The organism is Brevundimonas intermedia (assembly GCF_027922165.1).
GTDB lineage: Bacteria > Pseudomonadota > Alphaproteobacteria > Caulobacterales > Caulobacteraceae > Brevundimonas > Brevundimonas intermedia.
The window spans coordinates 169,333-185,869 of sequence record NZ_BSFD01000011.1 but is presented as its reverse complement, the minus strand read 5'-3'; the positions used below and the strand labels follow the sequence as shown (position 1 = coordinate 185,869).

13 protein-coding genes are annotated in these 16,537 nt (G+C 68.0%); 11 read left to right on the top strand and 2 right to left on the bottom strand.

Features of this window, described 5'->3' with window-relative positions; genetic code table 11:
- Window positions 1-78: 78 nt before the first annotated feature.
- From PKE72_RS14485 to sseA, 3 genes are read left to right on the top strand one after another with little or no spacing between them, the layout of a single operon-like run.
- Complete coding sequence (locus PKE72_RS14485) at window positions 79-1,545, top strand: cryptochrome/photolyase family protein (protein ID WP_271166082.1); 1,467 nt, start codon at window positions 79-81, stop codon at window positions 1,543-1,545.
- A gap of 22 nt (window positions 1,546-1,567) precedes the next feature.
- On the top strand, window positions 1,568-2,788 hold the full coding sequence (locus PKE72_RS14480) for an SAM-dependent methyltransferase (protein WP_271166081.1): 1,221 nt from the start codon (window positions 1,568-1,570) through the stop codon (window positions 2,786-2,788).
- Window positions 2,789-2,803: 15 nt separating this feature from the next.
- Entirely contained in the window at window positions 2,804-3,640 is an 837-nt protein-coding gene (sseA, locus tag PKE72_RS14475; protein WP_271166080.1) for a 3-mercaptopyruvate sulfurtransferase, read from the top strand.
- A 1-nt stretch (window position 3,641) separates the two neighbouring features.
- Here the strand turns inward: sseA and PKE72_RS14470 are convergent, their stop codons facing one another.
- Window positions 3,642-5,003 carry a dicarboxylate/amino acid:cation symporter gene (locus tag PKE72_RS14470; RefSeq protein WP_271166079.1) on the bottom strand — a complete coding sequence of 454 codons (1,362 nt, stop codon included), beginning with the start codon at window positions 5,001-5,003 and terminating at the stop codon, window positions 3,642-3,644.
- A 33-nt stretch (window positions 5,004-5,036) separates the two neighbouring features.
- A complete protein-coding gene (locus PKE72_RS14465; RefSeq protein ID WP_271166078.1) occupies window positions 5,037-6,131 on the bottom strand; it encodes an amino acid ABC transporter substrate-binding protein in 1,095 nt (364 codons plus the stop codon).
- An 80-nt stretch (window positions 6,132-6,211) separates the two neighbouring features.
- Between PKE72_RS14465 and metC the strand changes: the two genes are divergently transcribed.
- The 8 genes from metC to PKE72_RS14425 all read left to right on the top strand — a co-directional run bounded on the left by metC (window position 6,212) and on the right by PKE72_RS14425 (window position 16,527).
- Complete coding sequence (gene metC, locus PKE72_RS14460) at window positions 6,212-7,390, top strand: cystathionine beta-lyase (RefSeq protein ID WP_271166077.1); 1,179 nt, start codon at window positions 6,212-6,214, stop codon at window positions 7,388-7,390.
- A 23-nt stretch (window positions 7,391-7,413) separates the two neighbouring features.
- Entirely contained in the window at window positions 7,414-8,763 is a 1,350-nt protein-coding gene (locus PKE72_RS14455; RefSeq protein ID WP_271166076.1) for an O-antigen ligase family protein, read from the top strand.
- Entirely contained in the window at window positions 8,738-10,837 is a 2,100-nt protein-coding gene (gene parE, locus PKE72_RS14450) for a DNA topoisomerase IV subunit B (RefSeq protein ID WP_271166075.1), read from the top strand. Before PKE72_RS14455 ends, parE begins: the two co-directional genes overlap by 26 nt.
- Window positions 10,838-11,143: 306 nt before the next feature.
- Window positions 11,144-11,338 carry a hypothetical protein gene (locus PKE72_RS14445; protein ID WP_271166074.1) on the top strand — a complete coding sequence of 65 codons (195 nt, stop codon included), beginning with the start codon at window positions 11,144-11,146 and terminating at the stop codon, window positions 11,336-11,338.
- Between the two features lie 154 nt (window positions 11,339-11,492).
- On the top strand, window positions 11,493-12,905 hold the full coding sequence (locus PKE72_RS14440) for an FAD-binding oxidoreductase (RefSeq protein ID WP_271166073.1): 1,413 nt from the start codon (window positions 11,493-11,495) through the stop codon (window positions 12,903-12,905).
- A gap of 854 nt (window positions 12,906-13,759) precedes the next feature.
- The gene (gene yaaA / locus PKE72_RS14435; RefSeq protein WP_271166072.1) at window positions 13,760-14,530 is read left to right on the top strand and encodes a peroxide stress protein YaaA; all 771 of its coding nucleotides are present in this window, start codon (window positions 13,760-13,762) and stop codon (window positions 14,528-14,530) included.
- 53 nt (window positions 14,531-14,583) lie between these two features.
- Window positions 14,584-15,438 (top strand): 3-hydroxybutyrate dehydrogenase, encoded by an 855-nt coding sequence (locus tag PKE72_RS14430; protein WP_271166071.1) that lies wholly within the window; start codon window positions 14,584-14,586, stop codon window positions 15,436-15,438.
- A 24-nt stretch (window positions 15,439-15,462) separates the two neighbouring features.
- Window positions 15,463-16,527 (top strand): patatin-like phospholipase family protein, encoded by a 1,065-nt coding sequence (locus tag PKE72_RS14425; protein ID WP_271166070.1) that lies wholly within the window; start codon window positions 15,463-15,465, stop codon window positions 16,525-16,527.
- The last annotated feature ends 10 nt before the right edge of the window (window positions 16,528-16,537 follow it).

Genomic DNA, 16,537 nt, shown 5'->3' with positions numbered 1-16,537 from the left:
TCGGGCGTTATGGAAGCGGCGTTTGCCGCAGCTATGAGGCCATCAGGTGGCGCTCATTTTGGATGAGCGCAAGTTATCATGGAGTTCGCCTGCGTGGCCACCAAGCCTGTCGTCCTTTGGTTTCGCCGCGATCTGCGCCTGAACGACAATCCCGCCCTGTATCATGCCGTCGCCACCGGCCGTCCGATCCTGCCGGTCTTCATCCAGGACCGGGACCCTGACCGTCCGGCGGGCGCCGCCTCCCTGTGGTGGCTCGACAAGTCCCTGCGCGCCCTGGACGCCTCGCTTCAGGACCGCGGTTCGCGGCTGATCCTGCGTCGCGGCGATTCGCTGATTCAGCTTCAGAGCCTGATCCAGGAGACGGGCGCCGACGCCGTCTTCATGAACCGGCTGTTCGAACCCGCCGCCTTCGCCCGCGACGCCGACATCGCCCATGAACTGAAATCGGCCGGCGTCGACTGCCGCGGTTTCAATGGATCGCTGCTGGCCCGACCCGGCGCCGTGCTGAACGGATCGGACGCCCCGTACAAGGTCTTCACCCCCTTCATGAAGGCCTTGCTGGCCGCCGCCGAGCCGCCGCCGCCCACGCCCGCCCCCCGCCGCATCGACACGCCGGACGCGGTTCAGACCGAGTCGATCGACGACTGGGGCCTGCACCCGACCCGCCCCGACTGGTCCCAGGGGTTCGACTGGACGCCGGGCGAGGCCGGCGCGGACGCCGCCCTGTCCGACTTCCTCGCACGCGGCCTCAAGACCTACGCCAAGGGCCGCGACCATCCTGCCCTTCCCACGACCAGCCGCCTGTCCCCCCACCTGCACCGGGGCGAGATCAGTCCGTGGCGCGCGGCCCAGCGGGCGCGAGACGCGGCGGACGCGGGCGCGGTCCCGGCGGCCGAGGCGGCCAAGTTCGTCTCTGAGTTGGGCTGGCGCGACTTCTCGGCCCATCTGCTTCACCATTTCCCGACCATGACCGACCGGGCCTTCCGCCCGGAATACGAGGCCATGCCCTGGCGCGACGATCCCGAGGGTCTGGAGGCCTGGAAACGCGGCCGCACCGGCTATCCGCTGGTGGACGCCGGCATGCGTCAACTGTGGACGACCGGCTGGATGCACAACCGGGTGCGGATGGTCGTGGCCTCCTTCCTGGTCAAACATCTGCTGATCGACTGGCGCGAGGGCGAGGCCTGGTTCTGGGACACGCTGGTCGACGCCGACCTGGCCAGCAATGTGCAGAACTGGCAGTGGGTCGCCGGATCCGGCGCCGACGCCGCCCCCTATTTCCGCATCTTCAACCCCATCGCCCAGGGCGAAAAGTTCGACGCCGAGGGCGGCTATGTCCGGCGCTGGGTTCCGGAACTGCGCCGCCTGCCCGACCGCTGGCTCCAGTCGCCCTGGACCGCCCCGCCCGAGGTGTTGCGCGACGCCGGCGTGCGCCTTGGCAAAGACTATCCCCACCCCATCTTGGATCATGCCCAGGCCCGCGCCCGCGCCCTCGACGCCCTGAAGGCCGTCACCGGACGCGACGACCAGGCCGGTCATGACTGACGACGCACAAAGAGGTTCCCGCATGAGTGTCGCCACCGTTGATATCGAGGCCGCCGCCTCCCGCACGCCGCGCATGTTCGCCATGCTGCTGCGTCTGCTGGCCTCGAACTGGACCTTCGGCCGCCTGACCGTCCACCTGCCCAATGGCGAGACCCATGTGCTGGACGGCGAACGCCCCGGCCCCAGCGGCGTGCTCGACGTCAAGGACTACGGCTTCGCCCGCCGCGTCCTGGCCGCCGGCGACATCGGCTTCGCCGAGGCCTATATGGCCGGCGAATGGGACAGCCCGCACTTGGCCGCCCTGCTGGAGACCCTGGTCGAGAACTACGATCACATCCGCCGCCTGTTCGACGGCAACTGGCTGATGATGGCGGTCAACTGGCTGGCCCACCGGCGCAACCGCAACAGCAAGACCGGATCGAAGAAGAACATCCACGCCCACTACGATCTGGGCAACGCCTTCTACCAGACCTGGCTCGACCCCTCGATGACCTATTCGTCGGCCCGTTTCGAGCGGACGGACGCCCCGCTGGAGTCTGCGCAAAAGGCCAAATACGCCGCCCTGGCCCGCATGATGGACCTGAAGCCGGGCATGTCGGTGCTCGAGATCGGCTGCGGCTGGGGCGGTTTCGCCGAGTTCGCCGCCCGCGAGATCGGCGCCCAGGTCACGGGCGTGACCATTTCCAAGGAGCAGCACGACTTCGCTCGCCGACGCCTGTTCAACGCCGGGCTTTCGGACCGCGCGACGATCGAGCTGATGGATTATCGCGACGTCCAGGGCCGGTTCGACCGCGTCGCCTCCATCGAAATGTTCGAGGCCGTCGGCATGGAATACTGGCCGACCTATTTCGAGAAGATCCACCAAGTCCTGAACCCCGGCGGCCGCGCCGGCCTCCAGATCATCACCATCCAGGAGCCTCTGTTCGAGGAATACAACGCCCGAACGGACTTCATTCAGAAATACGTCTTCCCCGGCGGCATGCTGCCGTCGGAGGAGCGGCTGAAGCCGGTCGTCGCCGCCGCCGGCCTGAACTGGGGCCCTATCGAACGGTTCGGCCTGGACTATGCCGAGACGCTGAAACTCTGGGACGACCGGTTCCAGGCGGCCTGGGGCGACATCCGCCGCATCGCCGGCTTCGACGAGCGGTTTCGCCGGCTGTGGCGCTTCTATCTGGCCTATTGCGAAGCAGGCTTCCGCTCGCGTCGGACCGATGTGGTGCAACTGGTGCTGGACCGCGCCTGATATTAGGCTGGCGGCATGACCCAGTCTTCGCCCCTGATTTCCACCGACGCCCTCGCCGCCCTGATGGACGACCCGACGCTGCGGATCGTCGATGGGTCGTGGCATCTGGACGGCCGGGACGCCCAGGCGGACTTCGATCAGGCCCGGCTGCCCGGCGCCGTCTTCTTCGACCTCGAGGCGGTCTCGGACCACGGCTCGGACCTGCCGCACATGCTGCCGACCGCCGCCGCCTTCGCCGAGGCGGTCGGCGCCCTCGGCATCGCCGCAACCGACACCATCGTCGTCTACGACACGGTCGGCCTGCGCTCCGCCCCGCGCGTCTGGTGGACCTTCCGGCTGATGGGGGCCACCAACGTCCGGGTGTTGGACGGCGGCCTGCCCCTCTGGCGGGCCGAGGGACGGCCTGTGATCTCGGGTCCGGCGCAGACCCCGACCCCGGCGTCGTTCAACGCATCACGGCGCAGCGACGCCGTCGCAGACTTGCCGATGGTGCTGGGCGCCCTGACCGGCGAGGCGCAGATTCTGGATGCGCGGCCGGCGGCCCGGTTCGCGGGTCAGGCGGCGGAACCCCGGGCCGGCTTGCGCTCCGGCCATATGCCGGGAGCGCTGAACCTGCCCTTCCCGTCCGTGATCGCCGATGATGGACGGTTGCTGGACCCCAAGACGCTGCGCGCCCGGTTTACGGCCGCGGGGGTGACCTTCGACCGGCCGATCATCACCAGCTGCGGCTCGGGCGTCACCGCCGCCATTCTCACCCTGGCCCTGGCCACGCTCGACGCGCCCTCGAGTCTCTACGACGGCTCATGGGCCGAATGGGGGTCTCGGACCGACACCCCCGTCGTTCTCGACTGACTCAGCCCGCCGTCCCGTGCTTCAGCCCGCGGCGGGCGGCGCCGGGCAGATCTTCGGGTTCCATCGGATCGACCGGTTCGACCGGATCGTCCTTCTCGCCGCGCGACACGACGGTGGCCAGCACCAGGTCGCCGGTGACGTTCAGCGTGGTGCGGCACATGTCCAGGAAGCGGTCGACGCCCAGGATCAGGCCGATCCCTTCCGGCGGCACCTTCACCATGACCAGGATCATGGCCACCACCGGCAACGACCCCGCCGGCACCCCGGCCGTGCCGATCCCGCCCAGGATACAGACCAGCATGACGATGACCTGCTGGGTCAGGCTCAGCTCGATGTTGAAGAACTGGGCCAGGAACAGGACCGTCACCCCCTCGAACAGGGCCGTGCCGTTCTGGTTGGCGGTCGCGCCGACGGTCAGGACGAACCGGGCGATCTTCTTGGGCAATTTCAGCTGTTGCTCGGCCGCCTTCAGCGACACCGGCAGCGAGGCGTTGGACGAGGCGGTCGAGAAGGCCACCACCATGGGCTCGCGCACAGCCCGGAAGAAGGTGATCGGCGAACGGCCGCCCAGGATCCAAATGACCAGCGGATAGACCACGAACATATGGATCGCCATGGCCCCGACGGCCACGCCGACGAAGGCCGCCAGCCGCACCAGCAGATCCCACCCGAACAGGGCCGCCAGATTGAACATCAGGCAGGCGATGGCGAAGGGCGCCAGTTTGATGAACAGGTTGATCAGCTTCATCGTCACTTCGAACAGCCCCTCGATCACCTCTTGCAGGCGATCGGTCGCGGGGCTCTTGGCCATGACCAGGCCGATGCCGAAGAACAGGGCGAAGACCATCAGCGGCAGGATCTGGTTCTCCGCCGCCGCCGTCACGGCGTTGGACGGCACCAGGTCCAGGAAGAAGTCGCCCAGCTGGATGCTCTCCGGCGCCTTTTCGACGATGCCGGCGGCGCCGTCGCGGCCCTGTTCCAGCAGCTGCTGCGCCATCGCCGGATCGACCCCCCGGCCGGGCTGCAACAGATTGACCATGACCAGGCCGATCACCACCGCGATGCCGGACACCAGTATGGTCAGCAGCAGGGTCTTGATCCCCGCCCGCCCCAGGGAATTCAGGTCGCCCATCTCGGCGACGCCGATCACCAAGGCCGAAAACAGCAGCGGCACCACCATCATGAACAGCAGGCGCAGGAAGATCTGTCCCGCCGGCCCCGTGACATTATCGGTGACCCAGATCACCCAGGCCGTCTCGGCCCCCAGGGTCAGATTGACCCACAGGCCTCCGCCCAGGCCGACGGCGAAGCCGAGCAGCATAAGCCAGTGAAGGGCGATGCCCCCGCGTTTGGTCTCGGTCATCTATCCCCCAGGAAAAGACTCAAGCTGCGCCGCTTATCGGATCGGCAGACCATAGATCAAGCCGCCCGGCCGCGCGTTCCACTGTGCGTTCAAACCCCGCGCCAGGTCGAGCGGCGATTGCGAGCCCAGGTTCCGGTCGAAAATCTGGCCATAGTTGCCCACCGCCAGGACGGCGTCCTTGGCCCAGTCGTCCGACAGACCCAGCATTGCCCCATACTCGCCTTCTGCGCCCAACAAACGCTTGATGCGCGGGTCGTTCGAATTGGCCGACAGCGCCTCGGCGTTCTCGCGGGTGACGCCCAGTTCCTCGGCCAGGATGACGGCGTTCAGGGTCCATCGGACCACAGAGACCCAGCGTTCATCTCCGGCCTTGACGACCGGCCCCAACGGCTCTTTCGAGATGACGTCTGACAATATCGTGTGCGCCTGCGAATCGGCCAGAACGGTCCGGGCGGCCGCCAGGGCCGAGATGTCGGCGCTGAAGGCGTCGCAGTCCTCGCGGCCATAGGCGTCGCGCGCCGCCTCCTCCGTCGGCAGGACGACGGGGCGATAGGCGATGCCGCGCGAGCGGAAGAAATCGTCCGCGTTGGCCTGGGCCGTCGATCCCGCCTGGACGCAGATCCTGGCGCCGTTCAGCTCCGTGGCGCTGGCCAGGCTCAGCGACCGGCGCACAAGAAAGCCCTGGCCGTCATAATAGTTGATCCCCGCAAAGACGAAGCCCTCGCCGGCGTCCCGGCTCATCGTCCAGGACGAGTTGCGCCACAGGACGTCCACCCGCCCCTCGTTCAGCGCCGTAAACCGGTCCGACGCCGACAGGGGCACGAACCGCACCGCGTTTGCGTCGCCGAAAATCGCGGCCGCCATGGCGCGACAGAAGTCGGCGTCAAACCCCCGCCACTGCCCGCGATTGTCCGTATAGGCGAAGCCGACCAGCCCCTGGTGCACGCCGCAGTTCAGACGGCCGCGCCGCTTGACCGCGGCCAGGGTCGGACTGTCGGGGCGTTCCGTCGCCGCCGTCGCGGCCGGGGTCGGGGGCGCAGCCTCCGGGGCCGGATTCGCATCCCGGCGTCCGCACGCCGCCGTCAGCAGCAGCGCCGCCGCCAAGGCTCCGATCGTCAAGATCCGCATCGCGTTCGTATCCTCCGCCGCTTGCGCCCCGCTGACTTTAGAGGCCTTTAGGCCCTGATCCGCAACCCATCGGAGAGGCCATGTCGCCGCATTCGGACCGCACCCGCCTGATCTCGTCCGCCACCCGCCGGGGTCAGGGCCGCCGCCCGGTCAATCCGCCCATCGAGCGCGCCTCGACCATGCTCAGCGACCGGGCCGAGACGATGCGGAACGAGGCCGACGGCCCCACCTACGGTCTGGACGGCGGCTCCGCCGCGCGTCAGCTGCGCGCCGCTCTCGCCGATCTGGAGGGCGCCGCCGACGCCTTCATCGTCCCCTCCGGCCTCGCCGCCGTGACCGTGCCCCTGTTGGCCCTCACCCGGCCCGGCGACGAGGTGATCGCCACCGACGCCGTCTACGGCCCGTCCCGGCGCTTCCTGGCCCGCTACCAGGCCGCGCGCGGCGTCACGACCCGTTTCCTGCCCGCCGACACGGACGCCCAGGGCCTGATCGCCGCCCTCGGCGACCGCACCCGTCTGGTGCTGATGGAATCGCCCGCCTCCCTGACCTTCGAAATGATCGACGTCGCCGCCGTGGCCTCCGCCTGTCGCGAGCGCGGCGTCCTGACGATGCTCGACAACACCTGGGGGGCGGGTCTGGCCTTCAAGCCCCTGGCCCACGGCGTCGACCTCAGCGTCCAGGCCCTGACCAAATATGTCTCCGGACACTCCGACGTCCTGATGGGGGGAATCGCCGCCAACGCCCCCGCCTGTCTGCGGGCCGTGGCCGACACGATCGAGGATCTGGGCTGGCACGTCTCGCCCGACGACGCCTGGCTGGCCCTGCGGGGCTTACGCACCCTGCCGCTACGCTATGGCGAGCAGGGGCGTTCGGGCCTGATCGTCGCCGAATGGCTGCAAACCCGGCCCGAGGTGTCGCGCGTCCTCTATCCGCCCCTGCCCGGCGCGGTCGGCCACGATCTGTGGCAGCGCGACTTCACCGGCGCCGCCTCCCTGATGGGCGTGGTGCTGAAGGGCGGGACCGAGGCCGCCGCCCGCGCCTTCCTCGACGCCCTTTCCCTGTTCGGCATCGGCTATTCCTGGGGCGGCTTCGAAAGCCTGATCACCCACGAGACCCACCAGATGGCCTATCGCGTCCAGCCCCCTGCGCTGGAAGGCGAGCTGATCCGCCTCCACATCGGCCTGGAAGACCCCGCCGATCTGATCGCGGACCTGGAACAAGGCTTCGCCGCCTTCCGCGCGGCGCTCACCCTTCCTTAAGCGGCCGGGGCGACAGTCCGCCCGTGCACGCCTCGCCCGTCCAGTTCGATGAGTCGGACGCCCCGCCCCCGTGGGAACAGTGGGCGGCGGGTTTCGTCGTCTTCATGCTGACCGGAGCCCTGATCGCCCCCGTCATCGCTCCGGACCAGGGTGAGAATCCTGTGCTCCGCCTGATCTGGCTGCCGGTCTACGCCGTCACCTTGGGCCTGATCCTGTTCCGCTTCGAGAAGGTGGTCCGCGCCTGGCCCGCCTGGCTGATGGTCGGCGGTCTGGTCGGCCTGGCCTATGTCTCGCAATACTGGTCCATCGATCCCGGCGTCACCGACCGGCGTGTCCTCGCCCTGGCGATCAACAGCGCCTTCGCCGTCTATCTGGGCGCCGTCTTCCGGGGCGCCGCCCTGCCGCGCGTCCTGATGCACACCGGTCTGGTCATGGCGGTCGGCAGTCTGATCATGGTCTTCGCCTTCCCGCGCATCGGGGTCCACCAGGCCGACAACGCCGGCCTGTGGCGCGGCCTCTGGTACGAGAAGAACCAGATGGGCCTGGTCATGGTGGTCGGCGCCGTCTCCGCCGCCGCCTGCCTGGCCGCCGATCATCTGGCCCGGAATGGGCGCAAGCCCTGGGTCCCCCTGCTCGCCTTCGCCCTGACCACCCTCCTGGTCGTGGCCACCCAGTCCAAGACCTCGCTGCTGTGCTGGATGCTGGGCGTCGGCATGGTCGGGGGCTGGTGGACGCTGAAACAGGGGGGCGCGGCCGTCACCGTCGCGGCCGTCTGGCTCGGCGTCGTCAGCGCCGCCGTCGGCGCCTGGGTCTGGAACACCGATTCCGCCGCCATCCTCGAGGCCCTGGGCAAGGACCCCTCCCTGACCGGCCGGACCCTGATCTGGGACGCCCTGATGCGCAAGGTCGCCGACCGTCCCTGGACCGGCTACGGCTTCAGCGCCTTCTGGGGCAAGGACTCCATCCCGGCGCGCGAGATTCGGCTCGAAACCCAGTGGCCCGTCCCCAGCGCCCACAACGGCTGGATCGATCTGCTGGTCCAACTGGGCTGGCCCGGCGCGGTCGCGGTCGGAACCCTCATGGCCGTCTCGGCCATCCTGATCCTGGTCCGCCTCAACGGCATGGGCGCCCGCGAGGGATTCTGGAGCCTCGGCTATCTGTCGGTTTTCTTCGCCCTCAGCCTGTCCGAGAGCGTCCTTCTGACCCACGCCAACCTGCCGTGGATCCTGATGCTGGCGATTCTGGCCCGCTCTGTGACCTTCGACCCGCTTCCGGTGCGACCGCCGCTTGCTCGACCGGCGACACGGGCCTACCAGAACCGGCTCCGAATCGCCTCAGACTATGTGAATGGCCGCAGACCTCTTCGCTTTTGACGACACGCCCGACGCTCCCAAGCCCGAGGCTCCCAAACCTGTCGCGGTGACCCCGCCCCAGGCCGCGCCCGCCCCTGCGCCCGCCCCAGCGCCTGGCCCGACGCCCGTCGCCGCAGCCCCGACAGCGCCGACTGCGGGCGCCCAGAACGCCTATTCCGCCTCCTCCATCGAGGTGCTGGAAGGGCTCGAGCCCGTCCGCAAACGCCCCGGCATGTATATCGGCGGCACCGATGAACGCGCCCTGCACCACCTGTTCGCCGAAGTCCTCGACAATGCGATGGACGAGGCCGTGGCCCGCCACGCCAAACTGATCACCGTCGATCTGGACGCCGACGGCTATCTGTCGGTCCGTGACGACGGCCGGGGCATCCCGGTCGATCCCCACCCCAAACACCCCGGCAAGTCGGCGCTGGAGGTGGTCATGACCGTCCTCCACTCGGGCGGCAAATTCTCGGGCAAGGCCTATGAGACCTCGGGCGGCCTGCACGGCGTCGGCGTCTCGGTGGTCAACGCCCTGTCGGAACATCTGGACGTCACAGTCTGGCGCGACGGCTTCGAGTGGAAACAGTCCTTCTCGCGCGGCGCCGTCCTGGGCCCGATCCAGCAGGTTCAACCGTCCAAAAAGCGCGGCACCCTGATCCGCTTCAAGCCGGACGACGAGATCTTCGGCATGGGCGCGGCCTTCAAGCCGGCCCGCTTGTTCCGCATGGCCCGCTCCAAGGCCTATCTGTTCCGCGGCGTCGAAATCAAATGGACCTGCGCGCCCGAGCGGATCACCGACGCCACCCCGACCCAGGCCCTGCTCCACTTCCCCGGCGGTCTGGCCGACGCCCTGACCGACCGGATCGGCGAGCTGGAGACCGTCACCCCCACCTTCGCCGGCCGCGCCGAGCGTCAGGGCGAGGCGGGCGCCTTCGAATGGGCCGTCACCTGGTCGCCGATCGGCTTCGGCGAGGCCGACGGCTTCATCCAGTCCTATTGCAACACCGTCTCCACCCCCGACGGCGGCACCCATGAGGCCGGCTTCCGCGCCGCCCTGGTCAAGGGTCTGAAATCCTACGGCGAACTGACCAATGAGAAACGCGCCGCCATCATCACGGCCGAGGACGTCACGGCCAACGCCGGCGCCCTGATCAGCGTCTTCATCCGCAATCCCGAGTTCCAGGGCCAGACCAAGGACCGCCTGTCCTCGCCCGAGGGCGCCAGGCTGGTGGAGCAGCTGCTCCGCGACCCGCTGGACCACTGGCTGACCGAGAGCCCCAAACAGGCCAACGCCCTGCTCGGCTTCGTCGTCGATCGCGCCGAGGACCGCCTGCGCCGCCGCAAGGACAAGGAAGTCCAGCGCGCCGCCGCCACCCGCAAGCTGCGCCTGCCGGGCAAGCTGTCGGACTGCAGCCGCCAGTCGGCCCAGGGCACCGAACTCTTCATCGTCGAAGGCGATTCGGCCGGCGGCTCGGCCAAACAGGCCCGCGACCGCACGACCCAGGCCATCCTGCCCCTGCGCGGCAAGATCCTGAACGTCGCATCGGCCACCGCCGACAAGCTGCGCCAGAACATCGAACTGTCCGACCTGGCCCTGGCCCTGGGCGTCCAGCCCGGCAACCGGTTCAATATAGACGACCTGCGCTACGAGCGGATCGTCATCATGACCGACGCCGACGTGGACGGCGCCCACATCGCGGCCCTGCTGATCACCTTCTTCTACCGCGTCATGCCCGAGACCATCCGCCAGGGCCGGGTCTTCATGGCCCTGCCGCCGCTCTATCGGATCTCGGCCGGCCCCCTGAGCGAATACGCCCGCGACGACGCCCACCGCGACGAACTGCTGGCCACCGTCTTCAAGGGCAAGAAGACCGAGATCGGCCGGTTCAAGGGCCTGGGCGAAATGATGGCCTCCCAGCTGAAGGAGACCACCATGGACCCGAAGAAGCGCACCCTGGCCCGGATCACTGTCCCCGACGCCGAAACCAGCGTCGAGGATTTGGTCGAACGCCTGATGGGCAAGCGCGCCGACGCCCGCTTCCAGTTCATCCAGGAAAACGCCCAGTTCGTGAAGGAAGACCTGGACGTCTGAGGTCCACTCCTCCCTCTAAGCCCGCGTCATTCCTCTACAATCCGTCATCACCCTCATGATCCGTCATCCTCGGGCTTGTCCCGAGGATCCATACCCCCGGTCTTCGACAGTGAGCGCTGCCCCATAAAACCGGGCGTATGGATTCTCGCCACAAGGGCGGGCGTTCACCGGGACCGACAATGGCTGGCAGTCTCGATCTGAAGGTCGGCTTTCCGGCGGCGGGTCAATTTCGGTTCTCGACCCATTGCGGACTTCGAGTGTCACAGCGATGCTAGGGCGGTAGATCGCTGTCGAAGGGGCTTAATCGTGTCGGCTGACTATCGGGTTGCCGTTGAACTGACAGCGGATGATTTGTTGGCGATCAACAACGCTCTCAATGAAGTCTGTCATGGTCCAGCCGCTTTGGCTGAATGGGAGTTCCAGACGCGGATCGGCGTCGATAGATCGACGGCCAAGGCCACCCTCGACCGTATCGGTTCCGAGTTAGAGAAGGTCGGCTAACCACCCCTCGCAGACGATCAGTAGGTCCGCTGTCGGGCGCCCCGACCGCGTTTGCCAGTGTCGGTGTATTCCCGTCGTTCCAGGGCGAGGATGACGGCCTCGGATGGGCGAAAACGCCTTCCCACGCCCCGTCCCGCCTGACAAAAGGGGGCCCATGAGCACGCCCGCCCCCTCTCCCGCCGTTCTGGACGAACTGAAGGCCGCCCTCGGTCCCGGCGGCTGGACCCAGGACCCCGAGGTCATCGCCCCGTCCCTAACCGAATGGCGCAACCGCTGGACCGGCAATACGCCGATCCTCCTGACCCCGCGCTCGACCGAGGAAACGGCCAGGGCCGTGACGATCTGCGCCCGCGAAGGCGTGGCCATCACGCCCCAGGGCGGCGGCACCGGCCTGGTCGGCGGCCAGATCCCCTTCGGCGAGGTCCTGCTGTCCACCCGCAAGATGCGCGCCGTCCGCGACGTCACCCCCCTGGACGACGCCATGACCGTCGAGGCCGGCCTGACCCTGCTGGAGGCGCAGCAGGCGGCCACGGCCGCCGGACGCTATTTCCCGCTCAGCCTGGCGGCCGAGGGGTCGGCCACCATCGGCGGCGTCATATCGACCAACGCCGGCGGCACCCAGGTGCTCCGCTACGGCATGATGCGCGACCTCGTGCTGGGCCTTGAGGCGGTCATGCCCAACGGCGAGATCTTCCGGGGCCTGAAGCGCCTGCGCAAGGACAACACCGGCTACGACCTGAAACAGCTGCTGATCGGCGCCGAGGGCACGCTGGGGGTCGTCACCGCCGCGACCCTGAAACTCTTCCCCATCATGCGTTCGCGCGCCGTCGCCGTCGTCGGCCTGGAGACGGCCGCCGCCTCGGTCGAACTTCTGGCCCGCGCCAAGGCCGAGACCGGCGGCGGGGTCGAGGCCTTCGAGCTGATGAAGCGGCTGGGCATGGAGCTGGTGCTCAAGAACATCCCCGACACCCGCGAGCCGCTGGACTCGACCCCCGACTGGTACGTCCTGATCGAGATCGCGTCCGGCACGCCCGGCGGCGCCGAGTCCCAGATGGAGGCCCTGCTGGAAGTCGCCTTCGAGCAAGGCCTGATCACCGACGCCGCCATCGCCCAGAACGACGCCCAGCGCGCCGCCTTCTGGCGTCTGCGCGAAGAACATTCCGCGGCCCTCAAGCCCGAGGGCGGCGGCTGGAAACACGACGTCTCCGTCCCCATCAGCCGCATCGCCGAATTTATCGACGAAGCCTCGGCCGCCGTGGAACGCTTCCACCCCGGCGCCCGCATCTCGGTCTTCGGTCATGTCGGCGACGGCAATCTGCACTACGACATCCTGCCCGGCGTAGGTCAGGACATCCCCGCCTTCATCGGTCGCTGGAAGGAAGGCTCGCAAGTGGTTCACGACGTGGTCGGAACCTATGACGGCTCCATCTCAGCCGAACACGGGTTGGGCCGGCTGAAGACCGAAGAGGTCAAACGCTACAAATCCCCCCTTGAGATCGAAACCATGGCCGCCCTCCGCCGCGCCATCGACCCCAAGCGGATCATGAACCCGGCGGTGCTGTTCTAAACCAGCCGCATTCACCTCCCCGTTCGCGAAGGCGAACGGGGAGGAGAATGCGGCAGCGCGCGCCAGGAGGGGGTGACTCGGTGTCAGACGATGAGCCGGTCATCACAACGTGCTTTTAGGCTCGGGACGAGAGAGGGAGTTCGCGGCTAAGAGCCCCTCCACCACCGCGCAAGAGGCGCGGCGGTCCCCCTCCCCGCAAAGCGGGGAGGAGACGCACAGACATCTGTCTCCTCCCCACGCAGTGGGGAGGTGGATCGACGCGCAGCGGCGAGACGGAGGGGCTCTTTGACGCCGCACCGCGCACAATGACGCTGCCTCGCCCCCAACAATTCCAACACTTTCCCAAAATCTCGCCCCCCTCTTCTAACCACCCCTCAAACCCCCCGCATACTCCTCCCCGGTCTCGTCGCTAGGAGGGCTCGTAAGGCCTGCGACCTTGCGGCGGCGGGAGTGTAGGGATCAGGGGCGGGGGTGGGATCCCCCCGCGCCGCATGACGGTGCATCGGTGGGCTCATCCCGCGCAGAAACGTCGGCGGAGGACTCGGGGTTAGGAACCCGGTCGCACTCGGGACGGTCCTTCGCAGGGATCGCCGACCTGACGCAGGCCTTGGGGAAGAGGCATCACAACTGCCGCTTCAATATCCCCGGCCGGCAGAAACACCCTGCGCGCGGAGCGTCTGTCTTCGTCGAAACGGTAAACACTAATCCATCCCGGGCGAGGCCCGGCGCTCCGTCCTGCCCTCCACACTTCGCAGCGAAAGCGCGAAGACGATCCCGCACGCCTGCATCGCCGCACCCGGTTCAAATCCTCGCCGAAGCGGCCTATGTGAGCGGCGCTGACAAGGAGCCGCCTCTTGCTGATCGTTCTTTCTCCCGCCAAGCGGCTCGACTTCACCGAAGCCGACCCGGCCATCCCCGGCACGGAACGCCGCTTCCGGGAGGACACCGCCAGCCTGTCCACGACCGCCCGTCGCCAGACCAAGGCCGATCTGCGTCGCCTGATGGGGATTTCCGACGATCTCGCCACCCTGAATGTCGAACGGTTCAAGGCCTTCGACCCCGAATCGACCGACGGCGTCCAGGCCGCCTTCGCCTTCGCCGGCGACGTCTATGAGGGCCTGAAGGCGCGTGAACTGGACGCCAAGGCCCTCGCCTTCGCCCAGGACCGGCTGCGCATCCTGTCCGGCTTCTACGGCCTCTTGCGCCCGCTGGACCGGATCCAGCCCTATCGGCTGGAGATGGGCACGCGGCTCAAGACCCGCCGTGGCTCCAGCCTGTACGACTTCTGGGGCGACCGGATCTCGAAACAGCTGAACGCCGACGCCGACGGTCACGCCGACCCGACCCTCGTCAATCTGGCCAGCCAGGAATATTTCGGCGCCGTCGACGCCAAGGCCCTGAAACTGCCGGTCGTCACCCCCCAGTTCCGCGAACAGAAGAACGGCGAGAGCCGCATCATCTCCTTCTTCGCCAAGAAGGCTCGCGGCGCCATGACCCGGTTCGCCATCGACGAACGGGTGGAACGGGTCGAGGATCTCAAGGCTTTCGACCGCGACGGCTACAAGTTCGACAAGGCCGCCTCGACCGAAAACGAGTGGATATTCATCAGGTCGGGAAATTCTTGATCCCCGACCGTTCCTGCCGCTAGTCTGACGCCAAAGCACCAAAGGGCGGATCCATGTTCAACTGGTCGAAATCATCGAAGAACGCCGCCGCCCACGGCGATGCGCCGGCGTTCAGGGACATCGGCGACCTCAAGGGTCAGGTCGCCGTCATCTCGGGCTCGACCTCAGGCATAGGCCTGGCTCTGGCGCGGGCGGTGGCGGCGCGCGGCGGCGATGTGGTGCTGAACGGCCTGGGCGATCCGGCCGAGATCGAACGCACCCGCGCCGGGCTTGAGGCCTCGTCCAGCGGCCGGGTCCGCTATCACGCCGCGAACATGACGCGCGGCGAAGAGATCGCCGACATGGTGGCCTTCGCCAAGCACGAGTTCGGCCGGCTCGACATTCTGGTCAACAACGCCGGCATCCAGCACGTCGAATCCGTCGAGAAATTCCCCACCGACAAGTGGGAGCAGATCATCGCCATCAACCTGTCCTCGGCCTTCTACGCCACGCGGGCGGCCATCCCGATCATGAAGGCCCAGGGGCGCGGGCGGATCATCAACATGGCCTCGGCCCACGGCCTGGTCGCCAGCCCGTTCAAGTCGGCCTATGTCGCGGCCAAACACGGCGTCGTCGGTTTCACCAAGACCGTCGCCCTGGAACTGGCCCAGGACAATATCACCTGCAACGCCATCTGCCCCGGCTTCGTCGAGACCCCCATCGTCGAGAAACAGATCGCCGACCAGGCCCGCACCCGCGGCCTGACCAAGGAACAGGTGCTGAAGGACGTGATCCTGGCGGCCCAGCCGACCAAACAGTTCGTGACCACCGACCAGCTGGCGGGCCTCTTCCTCTATCTGGTCAGCGACCTGGGCGCCTCGGCAAACGGCGCCAGCTTCTCCATCGACGGCGGCTGGACCGCGCAATAGACCAATGACCTAGGGAGCGGCGGCATGGCGATCTTCAAACGCAAGGCCGCCGAACCGGCGGACATCGTCGCCGTCCCCTCGGGGCGACGCCCCCTGTCCCTGGCCCTGCAAGGCGGCGGCTCCCACGGCGCCTTCCAGTGGGGCGTCCTCGACCGGCTGCTCGAAGACGACCGGGCCGACGTCCGCGCCGTCTCGGGCGTCTCGGCCGGCGCCATGAACGGGACCGCCCTGGTCTCGGGTCTCGCCGCCGGCGACGCCCGCGCCGCCCTCGACAAGCTCTGGCGCGAGGTCAACCAGTCGGGCGGCCGCAACGTCTTCGGCGACAGCGCCCTGTGGAATCCGGCCCAGGCTCCCGACTGGATCAAGGACACGCCCCTGTGGCGCGCCGGGGAAAGCCTGGCCCTGTCCATGAGCCCCTACGAATTCAACCCCCTGAACCACAATCCTCTGAAACGGGTGCTGAAGGCGGCGGTCGACTTCGGCGCGGTTCAAGCGTCCGACATCAAGCTGTTCGTCGCCGCCACCGCCGTCCGCCAGGCGCGGGCCCGCGTCTTCGAGACCGGCGAAATCACCGCCGACGTCCTGATGGCCTCGGCCTGCCTGCCCCACCTGTTCCAGGCGGTCGAGATCGACGGCGAACCCTATTGGGACGGCGGCTATCTGACCAACCCGCCCCTGTGGCCCCTGACCGGCGACGACACCCCCGACGACGTCCTGCTGGTCACCCTGAACCCCATGGTCCGCGAGGAAACGCCCCGCGCCGCCGGCGACATCGTCGATCGGTTGAACGAGATCGTCTTCAACGCCCCCCTGATCGCCGAACTGCGCGCCATCGCCATGGCCGCCGAGATGATCGCCGAGGGCCAGCTGAAACACGGCGCCGGCGCCTATCGTCAGGTCCGCCTCCACGCCATCGAAGCGGACGGCTGGCTGTCGGACCTGTCGTTGCGATCCAAGTTCAACACCGAATGGAGCTTCCTCAACGATCTCAAGAGCCGCGGCCGCGCCGCCGCAGACGACTGGCTGACCACCTGCCTGCCCAGCGTCGGGCGTCAGTCCAGCGTCGATCTCCAGGCCCGGTTCGGCTGAGGTGGATTTC

Excerpts from the sequence above, each read along its gene's own strand:
- parE (WP_271166075.1), top strand. The coding sequence starts at position 8,738 with ATGGCCGCAGACCTCTTCGCTTTTGACGACACGCCCGACGCTCCCAAG.
- PKE72_RS14440 (WP_271166073.1), top strand. The coding sequence starts at position 11,493 with ATGAGCACGCCCGCCCCCTCTCCCGCCGTTCTGGACGAACTGAAGGCC.
- PKE72_RS14485 (WP_271166082.1), top strand. The coding sequence starts at position 79 with ATGGAGTTCGCCTGCGTGGCCACCAAGCCTGTCGTCCTTTGGTTTCGC.
- PKE72_RS14430 (WP_271166071.1), top strand. The coding sequence starts at position 14,584 with ATGTTCAACTGGTCGAAATCATCGAAGAACGCCGCCGCCCACGGCGAT.
- PKE72_RS14425 (WP_271166070.1), top strand. The coding sequence starts at position 15,463 with ATGGCGATCTTCAAACGCAAGGCCGCCGAACCGGCGGACATCGTCGCC.
- sseA (WP_271166080.1), top strand. The coding sequence starts at position 2,804 with ATGACCCAGTCTTCGCCCCTGATTTCCACCGACGCCCTCGCCGCCCTG.
- PKE72_RS14480 (WP_271166081.1), top strand. The coding sequence starts at position 1,568 with ATGAGTGTCGCCACCGTTGATATCGAGGCCGCCGCCTCCCGCACGCCG.
- PKE72_RS14470 (WP_271166079.1), bottom strand. The coding sequence starts at position 5,003 with ATGACCGAGACCAAACGCGGGGGCATCGCCCTTCACTGGCTTATGCTG.
- metC (WP_271166077.1), top strand. The coding sequence starts at position 6,212 with ATGTCGCCGCATTCGGACCGCACCCGCCTGATCTCGTCCGCCACCCGC.
- PKE72_RS14465 (WP_271166078.1), bottom strand. The coding sequence starts at position 6,131 with ATGCGGATCTTGACGATCGGAGCCTTGGCGGCGGCGCTGCTGCTGACG.